Source organism: Exiguobacterium sp. s91 (genome assembly GCF_018618915.1).
Taxonomy (GTDB): Bacteria; Bacillota; Bacilli; order Exiguobacteriales; family Exiguobacteriaceae; genus Exiguobacterium_A; species Exiguobacterium_A abrahamii.
In genome coordinates this window covers 2,046,463-2,065,700 of sequence record NZ_JACSMZ010000001.1, presented here as the reverse complement: position 1 = coordinate 2,065,700, position 19,238 = coordinate 2,046,463, and the positions used below count along the sequence as shown (strand labels likewise).

14 protein-coding genes and 1 pseudogene are annotated in these 19,238 nt (G+C 47.3%); 14 read left to right on the top strand and 1 reads right to left on the bottom strand.

Annotated elements, in window-relative coordinates; all coding sequences use genetic code 11:
• Positions 1-128 precede the first annotated feature (128 nt).
• On the top strand, positions 129-1,124 hold the full coding sequence (locus KNQ06_RS10730; RefSeq protein ID WP_215148155.1) for an NADP-dependent oxidoreductase: 996 nt from the start codon (positions 129-131) through the stop codon (positions 1,122-1,124).
• A gap of 58 nt (positions 1,125-1,182) precedes the next feature.
• On the opposite strand, the gene KNQ06_RS10725 is transcribed toward KNQ06_RS10730, so the two are convergent.
• Positions 1,183-1,347 carry a hypothetical protein gene (locus KNQ06_RS10725; RefSeq protein ID WP_167507528.1) on the bottom strand — a complete coding sequence of 55 codons (165 nt, stop codon included), beginning with the start codon at positions 1,345-1,347 and terminating at the stop codon, positions 1,183-1,185.
• 287 nt (positions 1,348-1,634) lie between these two features.
• Here KNQ06_RS10725 and KNQ06_RS10720 point away from each other — a divergent pair, with 287 nt between their 5' ends.
• The 13 genes and pseudogenes from KNQ06_RS10720 to pulA all read left to right on the top strand — a co-directional run bounded on the left by KNQ06_RS10720 (position 1,635) and on the right by pulA (position 19,184).
• Positions 1,635-4,259: a glycosyltransferase gene (locus KNQ06_RS10720; protein ID WP_214724424.1), complete on the top strand. Its 2,625-nt coding sequence runs from the start codon at positions 1,635-1,637 to the stop codon at positions 4,257-4,259.
• Complete coding sequence (locus KNQ06_RS10715; protein ID WP_244290100.1) at positions 4,256-5,260, top strand: class I SAM-dependent methyltransferase; 1,005 nt, start codon at positions 4,256-4,258, stop codon at positions 5,258-5,260. Before KNQ06_RS10720 ends, KNQ06_RS10715 begins: the two co-directional genes overlap by 4 nt.
• Positions 5,155-6,471, top strand: coding sequence for a glycosyltransferase family 4 protein (locus tag KNQ06_RS10710; protein ID WP_244290101.1), 1,317 nt, complete (start codon positions 5,155-5,157; stop codon positions 6,469-6,471). The genes KNQ06_RS10715 and KNQ06_RS10710 overlap by 106 nt, the downstream gene beginning before the upstream one ends.
• Positions 6,468-7,721, top strand: coding sequence for a glycosyltransferase family 4 protein (locus KNQ06_RS10705; protein ID WP_214724426.1), 1,254 nt, complete (start codon positions 6,468-6,470; stop codon positions 7,719-7,721). Before KNQ06_RS10710 ends, KNQ06_RS10705 begins: the two co-directional genes overlap by 4 nt.
• A gap of 278 nt (positions 7,722-7,999) precedes the next feature.
• Positions 8,000-9,292, top strand: coding sequence for a nucleotide sugar dehydrogenase (locus tag KNQ06_RS10700; protein ID WP_214724428.1), 1,293 nt, complete (start codon positions 8,000-8,002; stop codon positions 9,290-9,292).
• Entirely contained in the window at positions 9,289-10,089 is an 801-nt protein-coding gene (locus tag KNQ06_RS10695; RefSeq protein ID WP_029341022.1) for an ABC transporter permease, read from the top strand. The genes KNQ06_RS10700 and KNQ06_RS10695 overlap by 4 nt, the downstream gene beginning before the upstream one ends.
• An 11-nt stretch (positions 10,090-10,100) precedes the next feature.
• Positions 10,101-10,841 (top strand): annotated as a pseudogene (tagH, locus tag KNQ06_RS10690) (teichoic acids export ABC transporter ATP-binding subunit TagH); the annotation flags it as partial.
• A gap of 112 nt (positions 10,842-10,953) precedes the next feature.
• Complete coding sequence (gene wecB / locus KNQ06_RS10685; protein WP_023467472.1) at positions 10,954-12,054, top strand: non-hydrolyzing UDP-N-acetylglucosamine 2-epimerase; 1,101 nt, start codon at positions 10,954-10,956, stop codon at positions 12,052-12,054.
• Complete coding sequence (locus tag KNQ06_RS10680) at positions 12,051-12,536, top strand: hypothetical protein (RefSeq protein ID WP_149426935.1); 486 nt, start codon at positions 12,051-12,053, stop codon at positions 12,534-12,536. The genes wecB and KNQ06_RS10680 overlap by 4 nt, the downstream gene beginning before the upstream one ends.
• The gene (locus tag KNQ06_RS10675; protein WP_064300326.1) at positions 12,526-13,914 is read left to right on the top strand and encodes an MBOAT family O-acyltransferase; all 1,389 of its coding nucleotides are present in this window, start codon (positions 12,526-12,528) and stop codon (positions 13,912-13,914) included. The genes KNQ06_RS10680 and KNQ06_RS10675 overlap by 11 nt, the downstream gene beginning before the upstream one ends.
• A gap of 15 nt (positions 13,915-13,929) precedes the next feature.
• Entirely contained in the window at positions 13,930-15,105 is a 1,176-nt protein-coding gene (locus KNQ06_RS10670) for a DHHW family protein (RefSeq protein ID WP_149426936.1), read from the top strand.
• 25 nt (positions 15,106-15,130) lie between these two features.
• On the top strand, positions 15,131-16,045 hold the full coding sequence (locus tag KNQ06_RS10665; protein WP_235147623.1) for an LCP family protein: 915 nt from the start codon (positions 15,131-15,133) through the stop codon (positions 16,043-16,045).
• A gap of 226 nt (positions 16,046-16,271) precedes the next feature.
• On the top strand, positions 16,272-19,184 hold the full coding sequence (pulA, locus tag KNQ06_RS10660; protein ID WP_214724430.1) for a type I pullulanase: 2,913 nt from the start codon (positions 16,272-16,274) through the stop codon (positions 19,182-19,184).
• The last annotated feature ends 54 nt before the right edge of the window (positions 19,185-19,238 follow it).

Sequence of the window (19,238 nt, the reverse complement as noted above, 5' to 3'; positions counted from 1 at the left end):
TTTATCTTACGGCAAGAACATAAGGACGTCAAGAAAAAGTTAGAAAATTCCAAACGAGCAAAGGATTCGTCTTTCAGAAACGGAATTGTTACAGTGAAGAAGTACATTGAATGAGGAGGTCATGAATCATGTCAGAACAACGTATCGTATTAGCAGCACGACCAAACGGAAAACCAACAGGGGAAACATTCCGCTATGAATCATTTGAGTTAGCAGAGCTGAAGGAAGGACAAGTCGCACTGGAGTCACTCTATATCTCGGTCGATCCATATATGCGGGGTCGTATGAACGATGCGCGTTCTTATTCGCAACCATTTGAGATTGATGAACCGATTCACGGAGGTGTCGTAGCGCGTGTCATCGAGTCTAAAAGTGAAGGGCTCAAGTCTGGTGATGTCGTCGTCGGGATGCTCGATTGGGCAACAAAAGCAGTCGTCGATGCGAAAACCGTTCGTAAAATCGATGAGCAGATCGCACCTATTTCAACAGCACTCGGTGTTCTCGGAATGACAGGGATGACAGCGTATTTCGGATTGCTTGATATCGGGAATCCACAACCAGGGGAAACGGTCGTCGTATCGGCAGCAGCAGGGGCTGTTGGATCAATCGTTGGTCAAATCGCTAAAATCAAAGGAGCACGTGTCGTCGGAATCGCAGGAAGTGACGAAAAGCTACAACACTTAAAAGCAGATCTTGGTTTTGACGAAGTCATCAACTATAAAACGGAAGACATCCGAGAGGCATTGGACCGGACATGTCCAGACGGGATCGATGTCTATTTTGAAAACGTCGGCGGAGAGATTGGTGATGCAGTCCTTGATCGACTCAATCCATTCGCGCGGGTACCAGTCTGCGGTGCCATTTCTGGATATAACGCACAACAGGACATTGGTCCACGTGTTCAATCGAAATTAATCATCGCGCGCGCGCGCATGCAAGGTTTCTTAGTGGGCGACTATGGAAAACGTTTTAAAGAGGCAGCTGAGCAACTTGGTCAATGGGTTAGTGAAGGGAAGTTGCAATACGAAGAGACGATCTTTGAAGGATTCGATCGTGTACCAAATGCGTTCCTTGGCTTGTTCGATGGTTCGAACACAGGGAAACTACTAGTAAAAGTTAAGTGAACATGCCAAAAGAGGTTGCGGAATCATTTCCGCAACCTCTTTTTCTATGGCGTGAGATTCACGAATTTTTTCGATCGCGCTCGAGCTCTTCTGGATCAGGATCCGGATGCTGTGTTTCCGCAGGCTTGATTCCGGGATCTGATGTCTCAGCTGGATCAGGATCCGGGTGAAGACCAACGTCTGCCTTTTCATCTGGTAAATCATGATTTTTTTCGTTTAACATGTCCAGTCATCTCCTTTTATCAGTACGTAGTAATGTTTCCCCGTTTTTTAAATCCAAAACAATGAGAGTGCATAGGATTCGTTTTTGAAAACATGTGAATGACTTCCACGGACAAGAAAGCGAAACTGGTCGATTTCCTAGGAAATACAGGTTGACTGAACTGGAATGTAAGGAAAATCCAAAAAAGCTTCACTAAGTCTTTACAAAAACCTTGCAAGTCCTTCAAGTAGCCTTTGAACTGCTTCCGTAGACTAAGAAAGAGTTGAAAAGAGGAAGGGTGTTTACGTGTGAGTGATCAAAAATGGAAACGACAAATCATGCAACAACTGAACTGGGTCCGCGAAGAGAAAAAACGGCTTACGAGCGCGACGACCGCAAGTAAAGATGCACTCGAAAAACTCCGTCAGTTAGACGTCTTGCGACTGCCGACGGTTCGAACTTCTAATAACACGACGACACGTTATCGACAAAATAGCCAAGCATCACTGCTGAATCAATTGGATGTCTCGGAGATTCCGGTCCGGACGACGACGCGTTACTATGAAAAGCGACCAATCGAGATGGCAATCGTCTGCTCGGAATTCATGTATGCCTATTATGAAGATGCCGTTCATCTCCACTACGTCAATGCGCATACATTCGAAGAAGTCTTCGAGCGTGAGATTGATCTCTTTTTAGTCGTTTCCTCATGGAAGGGGTTACGAGGAGACGATTGGAAAGGTGTCGCCACACCGAATTCAAAGAAACGCCAACGACTGCTTTCGATGATGCAGGAAGTCAAAGCCAAAGGAATTCCAGTCGTCTTTCAATCGACGGAAGATCCGAGCAATCATGAACGGTTTCAAGACGTGGCGCAAGCTGCCGATTATGTCCTGACTTCAGATGAGGCGATGATTCCTGAATACCGCGTCTTATGTGGTCATGATCGGATCATGGCGATGCCGTTTGGTGTCAATCCATTGATTCACAATCCGATCGGAGCGACACGTAGCCGAAAGAAAGGTGTTTTATTTGCCGGTAGCTGGATGGCGAAATATCCGGAGCGTGTTAAAGATACGGAGATGTTGTTTGATGGGGTGATGCAATCCTCGCACGAACTCGATATCGTGGACCGGAATTATCATCTCGACTTACCAGCCTATCAGTTTCCGGAGCGCTATCAATCACGGGTCGCACCAGCGATTCCTTACGATGCTTTACAACAAGTCAGTAAATGTTACGACTGGGTCTTGAACCTGAATAGCATCAAATACAGTAAAACGATGTGTGCTCGTCGCGTTTATGAATCGCAAGCACTCGGGAATTTGATCTTGTCGAATTACAGTATCGCCGTCAACAACGAGTTTCCGAATATCTTCACTGTGCATGACGCACAGGAGGCGACGGCAATCGTGGAACGTACGTCACAGGATGAAATCGAACGGTTACGGGCAGAAGGACTTCGTGCCGTCATGACGGAGCATACGGTCTTCGAACGGATGGATCAGATCCTAGCGTTCATTGGACGAGTACCTGAAACACGGAAACATCGCTTACTCATCGTCGTCGCTCAGGACGGGGAAGCTATTCGTGACGTGATTGATCGCCAAAGTCTCACACCAGACGAAATCGTCTCAGCGGATACGTTGACGGAGCAAACCTATGATCAAGCGGATCTCGTTGCTTGGATGGATGGAGAGGAATCTTACGGCGAATATTATTTAGAGGACCTCGTGAATGGCTTTAAATATAGCGATGCCAGCATCGTCCGAAAGGGAAGCGAGCATCCGTATCATGTACAAGAGATGAGCGGTAGCCGAAACGGTGCGATCGTTTGGCGGTCAGCTATCGGATATGACATGTTCCAGGCAGATGAACTGAACGGAAAAACACTGTTGCTCGATCAATTTGAGTGGAACGAGCAGACGGTAGTTCCGACGAATCAGACCCCGCAACTGTCGGTCGTCGTTCCGATCTATAACAATGGGAAACACCTCACGTATAAATGTTTCGCCAGTCTAACGCGGATGGATCGATTCATGGAGTCGGAGATTTTACTCGTAGATGATGGATCGACGGACATAGCGACACGTCAAGCCGTAGAGCGTCTCGCGCGACGCTATGGAAATGTCAGAACTTATTTCTTCGAGACAGGCGGAAGCGGTAGTGCTTCACGTCCGCGTAACAAAGGAGTCGAGATGGCACGAGCTGACTATGTGACGTTCCTTGATCCGGATAACGAGGTACTCAGTGATCGATATGCCTTTTTGCTTCAAGAACTAGAAAAAGATCCATCACTTGATTTTGTGGCAGGGCATATGAAAAAGCTTGCCGAGAAGACGAGCATCATCGCCTTGCCAACGATTCGTAAACAAGGACGAACGGTTTGTGAGGATCCGAAAGCTTTTCTATTGAAACATCGGTTTGCGGTACAAAGCATTCAAGCACTCGTCGTCCGTCGTACCTTCCTGCTTGAACATCAATTGGAACAAGTCGTCGGTGCGGTCGGTCAGGACTCCTTGTTCTTCCAAGAATTGATGCTTCGCGCGAACCGTGTCTTACTCGTCAATCGAGTCATCCATTATTATTACGCAGCCGTTGCAGGGTCAACCGTGAATGCATTGACGGTGAAGTTCTTTGAACGAAGTGTCGTCCGAGAGCGGGCACGAGCTGAGAAATTCGCTCGTTATGGAGTGCTAGAGGAATACAAGGAAACTCGATTCGAGCATTTCTTTGAGCATTGGTATCTTGTCAAGTTACGCTACTGCAGTGATAAGGACTTTGCACCGAGTGTCGCATTACTACGCACGATCATCGGATTCTATGAACCAATCACGTTGACGAACCCGTTGATTCGTCGATTCATGGAGCTTGCAGATCGACAGGAGACGGATCGACTTCAACACTTACTACTCGAGGAGGTGCAAAAATGACGGCATCGATGAAAACAGCACGCCCCAAGGATCAAATCCGAGCTGCCTACTACGATCAGTTAGGCGGTGGATTCGGTAAAAAAGTCCGCGCGCGTGTTCACTGGATCGTTCGACAAGCAAAAGGAGAGCACATTTTAGATATTGGTTGTTCGGGTGGAGTCGTCCCGATTTTGCTCGGACGCGAAGGGAAACATGTCATCGGGATCGATGTGTTACCAGAAGCGATCATCGAGGCCAAACAAGCGTTACTTGAAGAACCGGCATCCGTAAAAGAAAAAGTGGAATTACATGAAGCAAATGTCATGACGTACACACCTGACATTCAATTCGATACAGTCTTGATGACGGAAGTACTGGAACATATCGGGGAGCCAGAGCGCTTTATCGCCCGTGCCGTCTCGTTCATCGCACCAGAAGGACGACTCGTCATCACAGTCCCATTTGGAGTGAACGATTATGCGGATCACAAGCGGACGTATTATTTAAACCGACTGCTTGAACAGTTGACACCCTTCGGTAAGATCGAGACGATCGAGCGGATTGACAAGTGGCTTGGGATCACGATTCAAGTCTATCCGGAACCTCGATCCGGTCGATCGATTCTACCGGCGGAAGTCGAATGGCTTGAAGACGCCTTTGAAGAGGTGGAACGATTGCATCTCGCAACGATCATTGATTTAAAACGCAAGCAACAGAATCTAGAACGAAAAGTTCAGCGGTTAGGGGAACAAACGGACCAATTGGAACACGCTCAAGTCGAATTGCTACGCCATGAACAGCAACTACAGGAACAGCGTGAACAATACAAGATGCTCGAAGAACAATATGCCGCACTGCTTGATCGATTCGAAGGATCATTGGTGACAAATCTGGAATTGCTGGAGGCGAATGCATCATGGAAATCAAAATACCGCTCACTCGCGCGATCAAAGCTTGGAAAAATCGTCGTCCGCTACTGGAAGTTCCGACGTCAACTCAAGCAGCGCCGGAGTCGTCGATGAACGTCTTGATGATTTGTCAAAATTTCTATCCGGAAATCGGGAGTGCGGCAAACCGAATGAAGAATATCTTCAAGCGGATGGAACAAGCGGGAAGTGACGTCCATGTGTTGACGTCAGAACCGCTCTATCCGACGGCAGAACTTTATACGGACTCAATGTTCTGGGATGAACCGAGTCTCGATACGGCACATGTGACCCGTATCCAACCGCGTGACGTCCGGGCGACGAATAATTTATGGCGGCGTCTTCGTTTATTCGTGGAACAATTCGTGCTCGCGGTAAAAGAGGTGCGACAAGACCCGAAATCCTATGCCTACATCTATGCGACGACGCCATCCATCTTCATGGGACTCGTCGGGGTCGTCGCGAAACATGTCAAAAAGGCTCCTTTGATTCTCGATGTACGTGATTTATGGCCGGAATCGTTGATTGGCGTCGGAATCACGAAATCGCGTCTCTTATTGACTCCGCTCTACTGGCTTGAAAAGTGGATGTATCGTCAGGCAGATCAATTGGTCATCAACAGTGAGGGGTTTCGATCGTATATTGAAGGGCGGGGCATTGCACCGGAAAAAATTCATTACATCCCGAACTCCATCGAGGAAAATGAGTGGTTGATCAAACGCCGAAAAGTATCGGAACAAGTCCGCGTCGTGTATACAGGAAATATCGGTCTCGCACAAGATGTGTTCTTGTTACTTGACGTCGCACAGGAACTTCAACAAGAGCAGGATATATGTTTTCAAGTCGTCGGTTATGGTTATCACAAGCAAACGTTCGAACGACTCGTCAAGGAACGGGGATTGACGAACATCGAGTTTCTTGACGCGATGCCGCGCTGGGATGCGTTGAAACAGCTCGCAAAAAGTGATATTGCCTTTGCGACACTTGTTGAAAGTACGGCATTCGATACAGTGACACCAGGCAAAATCATCGACTACATGGCGATGGGGTGTGCCATCGTCGGTGCGGTATCCGGACACGCGGCGCATGTCATCGAAGAGGCAGGAGCGGGTTACGTGTCTGTCCAGCGGAAAAAAGAGGAGATTGTCGATCATATTCTCGAGTTATCACGAAATCCAGAGAAACGTGCAGCGATGGGACGGGCGGGTGTGGATTACGTCCAACATCATTTTGATTGGGAACAAAATCAACAGCGATTGTTTGAAGCCATCGAACAAACGCAGTCACGAAAGGCGGTCGCAGAATGAAGCGTATTGGAATGTTTGTCTGGAATCCTTTTACGAATGACGCTCGTGTCTTGCGTGAATGTACGGCACTCGTCGAAGCAGGACACCGCGTGGACCTATACTGTCTCAATGACGGCACACTTCCAGAAGTCGAATACCCGATGTCAGGGTTTCGCGTCATTCGAATCGACCGGACGCCACCTTTTGCGAGGTGGCTCTCGTTCTTTCGCAAACGGAAAAAACGGACCCTTGTCATCGGCGTGATAGGTGCGCTTCTTGCGCCATGGCTCATTCCCGTGATGCTCGTGCTCTTTTTACTCATGCGAAGTCGATTCATCCGTTACGCCCTATATAACAGTTTCGGCATTCTTCGTATGACACGTACTGCCCGGAAGCGTGATTATGACGTCATGCATGCGAACGATGTCAATACGTTACCACAAGCGATTGGGGCGGCGCGTGGTGCACAAATCGTCTATGACTCGCATGAAGTCCAGACCGATCGGACAGGATACGGAAGCATGCAAGGGAAATTAGAACGCTGGTTGCTTCGATTCGTCGACCAGACAATCGTTGAAAATGACACGCGTGCAGATTATCATCAAAAATTATATGGAACCCGACCATCCGTCTTGCACAATTATCCGTTTTACGAACCGATTATTCCGCAACCGCGACCGTTACGCGAAGAGTTAGCACTCGCACCAGACGAGCCGATTTTGTTGTATCAAGGCGGGATCCAGGAAGGACGTGGACTGGAGCGACTCATTGAAGCGATGCCGTTCATCGATCGAGGAACACTTATTTTCGTTGGAGATGGAAAGTTAAAAGGGAAACTGATGCAACTGGCCACGCAATCATCGGAAAAGTCTCGTATCCGCTTCATTGATAAGGTTCCGCTTGCTGAACTACCCAGTTACACGGCAGCGGCGACGGTCGGCTTTCAAGTCCTCCAGAACGTTTGCTTCAATCATTATTCCGCTTCTTCGAATAAACTATTCGAATACATGGCGGCGTTGATTCCTGTCATCGCGGCCGACTTACCAGAAATCCGTCGTGTCGTCGAAACAGAAGGAGTTGGATTAATCGTCGATGTCGAATCACCGCAGAGTATCGCCGAGGCGGTCAATCGTCTAGTGAAGGATGAGAACTTGCGACGGGCGATGCAGGAACGAGCAAGCGTAGCAAGGAGACAATACAACTGGGAGCAAGAAAAAGGTCGACTTCTTGCTGTCTATGACTCGATTTTCATGGAATCTGGCGCAAAATAAGAAAAATAGTCAACGACTCGAAGAGAAATCCACGTGCAATGAAGGCGGATTCCTGACGAGTCGTTTTGTTTCATTCGAATAGACACGAAGGATTCGCGAAAGCTTCATAAGATTTACAAAAACGATAGAAAACACTGGAAATGTAAGGTCTGTGAAGAATGGTTTAAGAGATGGTTAGAAGCATTGGAAAGCAAAGGAAATGTCGTTATGGTCTAGTTACAGCCAAGCCACAGATCGTTCGTTGGCTAGTATGACTAACTCGATGGAGGAATGACAAAATGAAACTTTGCACAATCGGACTAGGATATATTGGATTACCTTCTTCTGCGATGTTCGCGGATCATGGCACGGAAGTCGTAGGTGTCGACATCGATCCACAAATCGTCAATCTTCTGAACACGGGAACGATTCATATTGAAGAACCAGGACTCGAGGATGTCATCAAACGGGTCGTCGCGAACGGAAAATTCCGAGCGACACTTACGCCAGAACGAGCCGATGTCTTCTTAATCGCCGTTCCAACTCCTAACTTAAACGATACGTATAAATCATGTGATTTGAAATATGTTATTTCAGCGGTTAACAATATGCTGCCCTTCCTTGAAAAAGGAAATGTCGTTATCGTCGAATCGACGATTGCACCACGTACGATGGATGACCATGTTCGTCCATTGATTGAAGAAGCCGGCTTTACGATTGGTGAGGACATTTATGTCGTCCATTGTCCCGAGCGTGTCTTGCCAGGACAAATCTTACATGAACTTATCCATAATAACCGAATCGTTGGTGGGTTGACGCCAGCGTGTGCGGAGGCAGGTGCTGCCGTTTACGAAACATTCGTTCAAGGTGAAATCGTCCGGACAGATGCGAAGACAGCCGAAATGTCGAAGTTGATGGAGAATACGTTCCGCGATGTCAACATTGCTCTCGCAAATGAATTGACGCAAGTATGTCATCAGCTAGAGATCAACGTCTTAGATGTGATTGAGATGGCGAACATGCACCCACGGGTGAACTTGCATCATCCGGGACCGGGAGTGGGTGGTCACTGTCTCGCAGTCGATCCGTACTTCATCGTCGCAAAAGCCCCATCGCTTGCTCGCATCATTCATACGGCACGACAAACGAACGTTCAGATGCCACAATTCGTTGCCGAACAAGCAGCTCGTCTCGTCGGTTCGCGTGTCCGTCCAAAAATCGCCGTCTTTGGTGTCACGTATAAAGGAAACGTCGACGACATGCGCGAGAGTCCAGCTGTCGAAGTCATTGAACAATTACTCGACCGTGGACTTGACGTCGCTGTCTGTGATCCGCACGTCGAACGCTCGATTTCGACACGTTTCGAACTCGTCGATGAGCTGGAGGCGATTCAAGGCGCCGATCTAGCGCTTGTCTTAGTCGACCACGATGAATTCAAACAATTCGATTCACGTCGTCTCGCAAACTACATGCGGACACCGTTACTCTTTGATACGAAAGGGATCGTCAAAGCGCTCGACGCTGTCAAAGTCCTGAACTTCGGTAATTTGCATACGCACCGCGTGACGGAAGTGGATGCGAAAGCGATATGAACGCGTTACGAACGATTGGGGGAGAGTTGAAGGATCATCTGTATCTGATCTTTCGACTCTCGCTTTATGAAACAAAGAGTCAATATAGCATGCAATACCTGGGTTGGTTTTGGGAGATCATGACGCCACTTCTCCAAATCGGTGTCTACTGGGTCGTATTCGGCTTCGGGATTCGTGGTGGGCATCCAGTCGATGGAATTCCATTCGTCTTTTGGCTCGTCAGCGGATTGATTGCTTGGTTCTTCATCGGCAGTACGATTCCAAGTGGTTCCCGGTCGATTTATGGTCGGGTTGCCCTCGTCTCGAAGATGCACTTTCCACTAAGTACGATTCCAGCGTATGTCATTTTGGCACAATTCTACCGTCATCTCGCGATGATTGCTTTGACGATCATTTTAGGGTGTGCCTTCGGTTACTTCCCGGGATGGCATACGCTTGAACTCCTTTATATCGTACCGGCAGGCGTCGTATTCCTATATGCGGTCTCCTTATTGTTATCCGCACTTGCGACGATGATTCGAGATGTACAAAACATGGTGACATCTGCGATCCGCATGCTGATGTATTTAACGCCAATCATGTGGATTCCGCCAGATCACTCGTTATTCAAGATGTTGTTGATGCTAAACCCGCTCGTTTATTTGATTGAGGGATATCGGTCCGCACTCATCGGAACGGGTTATCTGCTCGATCATATGTGGTACGGCGTGTACTTCTGGTGTATGACGCTCGCAATCTTACTTGTTGGAGCATCGATTCACATTCGATTCCGACGCTATTTCATCGATTACGTATAGGAGGGAGAACGATGGGTCATGTCGTGTTTGAGAATGTATCGAAACGGTACATGCTCTATGCCCGACCGATCGACAAGCTAAAAGAAGTGTTGTTCGGTAAGGTGAATGGAAAATCGTTCTATGCTCTGAAGAACGTCTCCTTTTCTGTGGAAGAGGGAGAAATCGTCGGTGTCGTTGGCATCAACGGAAGTGGGAAATCGACACTATCGCATCTGCTTGCTAACGTGACACCACCGACGTACGGTCGGGTCACATTGGGTGGGAAGTCAGCCTTGATTGCCATCTCTAGTGGATTGAATAGTCAACTGACAGGGCGAGATAACATTGAATTAAAAGGGCTGATGATGGGCTTGACGAAACGCCAAATCGAGACGATTACTCCAGAAATTTTAGAGTTCGCTGATATTGGGGAGTTCATCGATCAGCCGGTCAAGACATATTCGAGCGGCATGCGAGCTCGAATTGGTTTTGCGATCTCGATTCATATTAATCCAGATATCTTGATCATCGACGAAGCACTCTCAGTCGGAGACCAAACGTTTACCGAAAAGTGCCTCGATAAGATGCGTGAATTCCGCGATCAAGGGAAAACGATTTTTTTCGTCAGTCATTCGCTCAGCCAGGTAAAGAGTTTCTGTACAAAAATCCTTTGGTTGGAATACGGGGAAGTACGTCTATTTGGTCCGACGAACGAAACGTTGGCTGAATACAATAAATATCTATATTGGTACAAACAGTTATCAAAAAAGCAAGCCTCCCATTACGTAGCTAAGAAACGAACGGAACGGATCGGTTCCGTGGATCAGCAGATGATGGGCGAGACGATTGAACAATCGTCATGAAATGAGATAGGGGATGAAGTAAATGAAACGTGTCATGCTTGTATTCGGAACACGACCAGAGGCGATCAAAATGGCGCCGGTCGTCAAAGCACTTGAAAATCGTCAGGACGTCGAACCAATCGTCGTCGTTACAGCACAACACCGAGAGATGCTCGATCAGGTCCTTGAACTGTTCGAAATCACTCCGGACCATGACTTGGATTTGATGCGTCCGCGTCAGACGTTAGAGGAAATGACGGCGCGTATTTTAAACGCGATGCGTCGCGTCCTCGAAAAGGAACAGCCGGATCTCGTCCTTGTCCATGGGGATACGACGACGACGTTCGCTGCTTCTTTAGCGGCGTTCTATCAACAGATTCCAGTCGGTCATGTGGAAGCAGGACTACGGACATATGAAAAGTATGCGCCGTTCCCAGAAGAGATGAATCGTCAATTGACAGGTGTGTTGGCGGATTATCATTTTGCACCGACTGAACAGGCTGCAATGAACTTACGTGCTGAGAACAAGCAGACACCGATCATCGTAACCGGTAATACGGTCATCGATGCGTTGAAGACGACTGTATCACCGACATATACGCATCCTGTCCTATCGCGCCTAGAGAAGTCGGGACGAAAACTTGTCTTGCTGACCGTTCATCGCCGTGAGAATCATTTACAACTGGCAACGATTTTTGAGGCGATTGAACGATTAGCAAATGATCATCCAGAAATCGAAATCGTCTATCCGGTTCATCCGAATCCGGTCGTACTAGAAGCGGCAGCTCGCTTGGAGCATCATCCGCGGATTCAATTGATCGAACCGCTTGATGTCTTTGACTTCCATAATCTTGCGGCTCGGGCATCCTTCATTCTGACCGACTCAGGTGGGATTCAAGAGGAAGCACCTTCGCTCGGCGTGCCTGTCCTTGTCTTACGGGAGACGACAGAGCGTCCAGAAGGGGTCGAAGCTGGAACGTTGAAGCTCGTCGGGACGAATCCAGAGATGATTTATACGATGAGTCATCAATTGTTAACGGATCAGGTGTTCTACCAATCGATGGCACAAGCGGCGAATCCTTATGGCGATGGACAAGCGGCGGAGCGAATCGTCGATGCCATCATGAGTGAGGTACCTGTATGAGTCAACGTATTCCTCCAGCGATTTATCAATTCTTTCCATTCGGAACGCAGGAAAAAATCTTGCTTGAGGATGCTACAGATGGTGTCTATTTTGATTTTCAAGAAGCGACGGCAGACGACAAATTGTACATTCAGTTGTTTGATCAAGGATTTCAACATCCTCCTTCAAAGTTATACCGGTCAGACGCCACGATTACAGGAGATCTCATCGAGGTGACCTGTCATTTCGAAGTCGATGCACCATGTGTCGTTCAGTTATTCAAGATGCAGTATGGACAGAAAAAACGGATGGGATCCGAAACGGAAACCGTCACATTGACGAATGAGACAGTCGTTCATGTACAGATGAAACGAGTACCGGGAGCGAAGTATTTCAAGGTGGCATGGAAGTTCTTGCAAGAGGGGAGCTTCCGGGTCCATCTCCGGGACATTCAGATTGTGCAACATGTCACGGCAGGGGAGGAAGCGACGTATGCTATTTAGTTCGACGATATTCTTATTTCTGTTCTTACCGACTGTGTTGATCGTCTATTACCTACTCCCACGCAGCTTCCGAAATGGCTGGTTATTAGTGACGAGTCTATTCTTTTATGCATTCGGAGAACCACGTTTTGCGTTGCTGATGCTACTGAGTGTCACGATCAACTACTTCTTCGCCTTGTTCGTCGATCTGTATCGACACCGAATCGGCGTCAAATGGATCATGTTCAGTATGATCGCAGTCAATCTGGGGTTACTCGGCTGGTTCAAGTACAGCGGATTTTTTGTTCGTTCAGTCAACGAGACATTCGGATTAGGATGGTTCGTACCAGAAGTCGTCTTGCCACTCGGAATCTCGTTCTATACGTTTCATGCGATGAGTTATGTCATCGACATCTACAAAGGGAAGGAAGCGGTGCAAAAGAATCCGCTTGACCTCGCCCTTTATATCGCGTTCTTTCCCCAACTCGTCGCGGGTCCGATCGTTCGCTATAACACGATTGCGAGCCAAATCGAGTCACGAGAAGAGACGGTTTCCGATTTTGCCCGAGGGGTTCGTCGGTTTACGATCGGCTTAGCTAAAAAACTGATTCTTGCCAATGGATGTGGTCAGGTCGCGGATGCCATCTTCAATATGAAAGATCTTTCGATGGGGCTTGCTTGGATCGGCATCATCGCCTACGCCTTACAAATCTATTTCGATTTTTCGGGATACAGTGATATGGCGATTGGACTAGCTTTGATGTTCGGATTTCATTTTCTTGAGAATTTTAACTATCCCTACATTTCAAAGTCTGTTTCTGAATTTTGGCGTCGATGGCATATTTCGCTTGGATCATGGTTTCGGGATTATGTCTACATCCCGCTTGGTGGAAATCGTGTCTCACCGTGGTTACAGTATCGCAACTTAGCAATTGTCTGGATGCTGACAGGTCTTTGGCATGGTGCTAGTTGGACGTTTGTCGCGTGGGGAGCGTATTACGGAATCTGGATCATGCTCGAGAAAGCATTTCTCGGGAAATGGTTGGAGAAAACGCCAGTCTTCTCAACCGTTTGGACACTCGTACTCGTGTTGGTCGGTTGGGTATTCTTCCGTTCAGAGACGTTCCCGGAAGCCGTTACGTACATTCAAGCGATGTTCGTACCAGATGTGATCTGGGATGAACGCGCGAGCTACCAGCTTGTCCAAAATGGTGTTCTACTGCTTGTCGCGTGCATCGCAGCGACACCGATTCCGAAAATCATCGGAGAGCGATTAGTTGTGTCACTCGGAAGAATTGGTACGACGATGCAGTATGGATATGCGATGTTGCTACTATTTTTGGCGACATCAGCACTTGTTGCAAGTACGTTTAATCCATTCATCTATTTCCGCTTCTAAAAAGGAGGTCTACTGATGGCACAGCCACTTGAAACAGAAAATAAGCAGGGACAAAAACGGACGACTTCTTTTGAACGGATCATGATGTGGGTGACGACGATCAGTTTTTTACTCATCTTGTTAACGATTGGTATTGGTACGATCGTCCGAGAAGACCGTGTGCGTTCTCAGCTAGAAAATCGTACACTCGCACAATCGGTCGATCCGACGATCGAAGGAATCGCGACTGGAAAAGACATGCTGAAGATGGAGACGTATTTCACGGACCAACTACTTTTGCGAGGGACGTTCGTTGAGATGCAGGCGCTACTATCGAAGGATGTCTTCAGACAGCCTTTTCGTAATGGAATCTATACAGCTAAAAATGGCTATATGATCGAACCGAGTGCCTCGACTCAAGTCCAGATTCCAAACGCGTTTCAGCAATTCGTGCAAGAAGTCGATCGACCCGTCTATATGGCGCTAGCTCCATCGAAGACGGTCATTGCTGAACGCGATCAGTTGATCCCATCGTATGTTGCTTCGAATGCACGGACACGTTACGCAGGAATGATTCGTGACTTCAAGGCTGCGGGGATGACGAATTTGTCACTTGATCAATTAAAACTAACGGACTACTTCAAGACGGACCATCACTGGAATATCGACGGAGCAGCGTCAGCATACCAGACGATTACGAAGGGGATGGGATTGCAACCGGTCACACCATCAAAAGCAGATCGTAAAGAGGATGAGCATACCTACTATGGTTCATTAGCGCGAAAGACGACGCTTGCGTACGCGACGTCCGGTGATCAGTTAGCTTATTATGGACCAGCATTCTTTAAAGGGATCGATGTCTGTTACGACGGGGCATGCGATCGTCCAATCATTGATGAATCCTTCGTTCAGCAGGAGGGAGATTACGTCGATCGGTATGAAGTATTCTTGCGCGGGAATCACGGCATCATGTCGATGAAAGAGCAAACGAAGAATGATCGACCAACGATTCTCGTCTTAAAGGATTCATTCGCGAATCCTGTCTTACCGTTCCTTGCTAAAAGTGCCAATCTGGAAGTCGTCGACGTTCGTTATGTGCCAAAATCATTCGACGTCTCGCAGTTCGCTAAACAAAAACAAGTCGACTCCGTGTTGTTCCTGCATAACTCGAACATTGCTGGATTGATGAAGACGTATGAAAACACACTATGAAGGAGTTCATGATATGAGATCCCGAATGGCGAAAAGAAAACCACGCCTTGTTTGGCGCGTATTGAGTGCGCTCCTACTAGGGTTCGTTCTGATTGCTAGTACATCAGCTGGTTTAGCTTTTTTAAAAGTGAAGCAAACGGCAGACGCGTTTTTAACACCGTTAGATGGAGAGCGGCCGAAGCCACTCGAATCGATGAAGCCGGTCAATGTCTTGTTACTTGGCGTGGATGAACGGAAAAATGATAAGGGACGTGCCGATGCCATCATGCTTCTTTCATTCAATCCAAAAACAAGACAAGCGACTTCCCTGTCCATTCCAAGAGATATGCAGGTAACCGTTCCGTCTGGCGAAAAGACTAAAATTAATCATACCTATGCCTATGGGGGTGTGAAAGAGACAGTCGAAACGGTGGAGCAGACGTTTGAGACCGATATTCCTTATTATGCGAAGATCAACATGGATGGATTGATTGAGTTGGTCGATGCTGTTGGGGGTGTCACGGTCGACAATCCATCTGCCTTCAGTTGGAACGACCGTCGTCTTCAAAAGGAGTATGAGAAAGGGAAAATTCATCTGACGGGTCTTGAAGCGAGTGGTTACGCTCGGATGCGAAAGCAAGATCCACTCGGCGATATGGGTCGACAAATTCGTCAGCGTCAAGTGCTAGAAGCAGTCGGAATGAAGCTTGCTGGACCACAGTTGTTGACGCAACTCGAAAAGATCACGGATGTCATGAAAAACAACTTTACAACGAATATCGGACTGGATGTCGCAGCGCAGCTAGCGCAGGAGAATCAGCGTGGGTTCGAACAATTGAAGCCGCTGAAAATCGAGGGAGAAGGATATATCGCAAGTGATGGTGTCTGGTATTTCTTTGCATCGGACGAATCAATGGAACAGACGAAGCAGACGATCGCTAAACTTCTCGCGCGATCGTAAGTCATAATTAGTATTACCATCAAATAAACAAGGTTGAGCGTCTCTAGCAAATGATTGTGGAGGCGCTTTTTCCTGTCTTTCTCTTAAGTAACGCATCATTCTTTTTGAAAAAAGTGCTTGGTTCAAAAGTCTTATTTTCGATCAAATCGATGAAATAGGCTTTGACAGGACTTGTAAACGGATGCAAAATGAAAACGATTACATACCAAAAGGAGATGACTACCGTATGAAACGCATGAGATCCGTTTGTATCGTTGCGCTAACGTTTGCACTGATATTTAGTGGACTCTCTTTATCCGGTCAAGCACTGGAAAAAGGGAAGTCGACATTGGTCATCATTCACTACAAGGAAGACCCGAATGCCACAAAAGATTGGAATCTATGGTTATGGGCAAATGGGCCGGATTATTTTCCGAATAAAGCCCACGCTTTTAACGGTGAGGATGCTTACGGAAAAATCGCAGCTTATGAATTTCCAGTTGATCAACCGGAAAAAATCGGCTTCATCGTTCGAGATGACAATTGGAACAAGGATGGGGGATCTGAGAATGATCGCTTCATTACGAAAGAAATGATTAAAAATGGTGTTGCTGAAATTTGGATCGAGTCGGGAAGCAAGGACATCTCGACAGTCAATCCAAGCAATGGAGCAGATGTCGAAAAAATTGATACGAACATCCACTATTACCGGTATGACAATGATTACGACAAGTACGGTGTCTGGTCTTGGCCGGAAGAGCAAGATGGCAAGCGTTTCGAGTTCGATCAGCAGGATGAGTTCGGTGCCATTGCCAAGGTAACGCTCGATAACCCAACGAAAGCACGTCTTGCAGGCGTCATTCCTCATCTTGAGGGTTGGTCGGAAAAAGACGGAGCTGATCGTTTCTTTTATGCAGGCGCGAAAGACATCTGGTTGATTGAAGGGGATCAGACGGTATACTACAGCAAACCGGAAATTGATCGCACACCGAAAATCACAAGCTTTTTAGCAGATGACTTCCGGACGATGACATTAAAAACGAATGCACCGCTGACGGAAGAAGACTTAAAGGCATTTACGTTTGAAGGCGTGACGAATCCAGTCGTGTCAGCAATCGATGCCAAAACGGTAAAAGTCGAAGTCACTTCAGATATCGATTTAGCAAAAGTCGTCCGAGCATCTCATCCTGTTTTTGGAGAAGCAATTCTTGAAGCAGGTAAAGTGCTCCGTTCGAAAGCATTCGACCAAAAGTATGCCTACGATGGAAAACTCGGTGTCGACTATCAAAAATCGAAGACGACGTTTAAAGTCTGGGCACCGACAGCACAAGCCGTCGAGCTCGAATTGTATCGCTTACCAAAACAAGAAGCTGCTACGACAAAAGATATCACGCGCGAAATCAAGATGGAACGAACGGATCGTGGTGTGTATCAAGTAACAGTCAAGGGCGATCTTGACGGTGTCGGATACACATACGAAGTCAAACACGCCAAAGAATCGACGCGTGCTGTTGATCCGTATGCGACAGCGGTCGCCGTCAATGGCGACCAAGGTGTCGTCGTCGACTTACGCGAGACGGATCCAAAACGCTGGACGAATGGAAAAATGCCACTTCGCCATGCGACAGACGCGATCATCTATGAATCACACGTCCGTGATTTATCGATGTTTGATGTGACGAACTCAGGTTACGATTCAGGTATCAAACAAAAAGGGAAGTATCTTGGCGTCATCGAGCCAGGTACACGTTTGACGAAGGATGGTAAGAAAACGAAGACGAAGACGGGACTTGATCATCTGAAGGAACTTGGCATCACGCACGTTCAGTTCATTCCAGTCTATGATTTCAACACAGCATCCGTCGATGAGACGAACCCGCTTAAATCGTACAACTGGGGTTATGATCCGAAGAACTATAATGCACCAGAAGGTTCGTATGCGACAAACGCCTATGATCCAAAAGTCCGAATCACAGAAATGAAGCAGATGATTCAAGGACTACATGACAATGGACTTCGTGCTGTCATGGATGTCGTTTACAACCACATGTTTGACGCAAAGGCATCGAACCTTGATAAAATCGTCCCTGGTTATTACTACCGTTATACAGAAGGCGGCGATTTAGCGAACGGAACGGGTGTCGGAAACGATACAGCATCTGAGCGTCAAATGATGCACAAATTGATCGTTGACTCTGTCTCATATTGGGCGAAAGAATACCACTGGGACGGATTCCGCTTTGACTTAATGGGCATTCACGACGTCAAGACGATGAATGCTGTTAAACAGGCGACAAAACGAATTGATCCGTCGATTCTCGTATTCGGAGAAGGGTGGAGCCTTGGAACACCGCTTCCGGATGCAGAGAAGGCCAACCAAACGAATACAAAACAAATGCCAGGAATCGGACATTTCAATGACAATCTACGCGATGCGCTCAAAGGTAGCGTCTTCATCGATTCAGATGCTGGTTTCATTAACGGAACAACCGGTCTTGAAACGCGCATCAAACGCGGAATCGTCGGAGAGATTGCTTATGACAAAGAGATTCAAGGATTTACGCAAGAACCAGATCAAGCCATCACTTACGTTGAAGCACATGATAACCATACGCTTTGGGATAAGTTAAACCTGACGAATCCACAAGACAATGACGCAACGAAGACAAAGATGCATCGTTTGGCTTCAAGTATCTTGTTGACGTCACAAGGAACGACGTTCATCCATGCAGGGCAGGACTTCATGCGGACGAAGGGCGGAGACCATAACTCGTATAAATCACCGGATTCTGTCAACCAGCTCGACTGGAAACGGAAGATGGACCGTCAACAAGACGTTGATTATATGACAGGATTGATCGAGTTACGTAAAAAGAATCCAGTACTTCATTTAGCAACAGCAAAAGACATTCGTCGTTACCTGACGTTTGAAACAGCACCGGCACAAGTCATCGCTTATCGATTAGATGATGCTGCGCCACAACAAAAGGATGATCTCTACGTCATTCATAATGCGAATCGGACAGCAGTCGATATGAAGTTACCGACAGGGAAATGGAAGTTGCTTGTAGACGGTAAACAAGCAGGAACCAAAGCAATCCGTAAAGTATCAGGTACGGTTCGTGTCGAAGGACTTAGCTCATTCGTCTTATCGAAATAAGTGAACAGATAAAAAAGGACGTTCCGCAGTTGGCGGAACGTCCTTTTCGTCAGT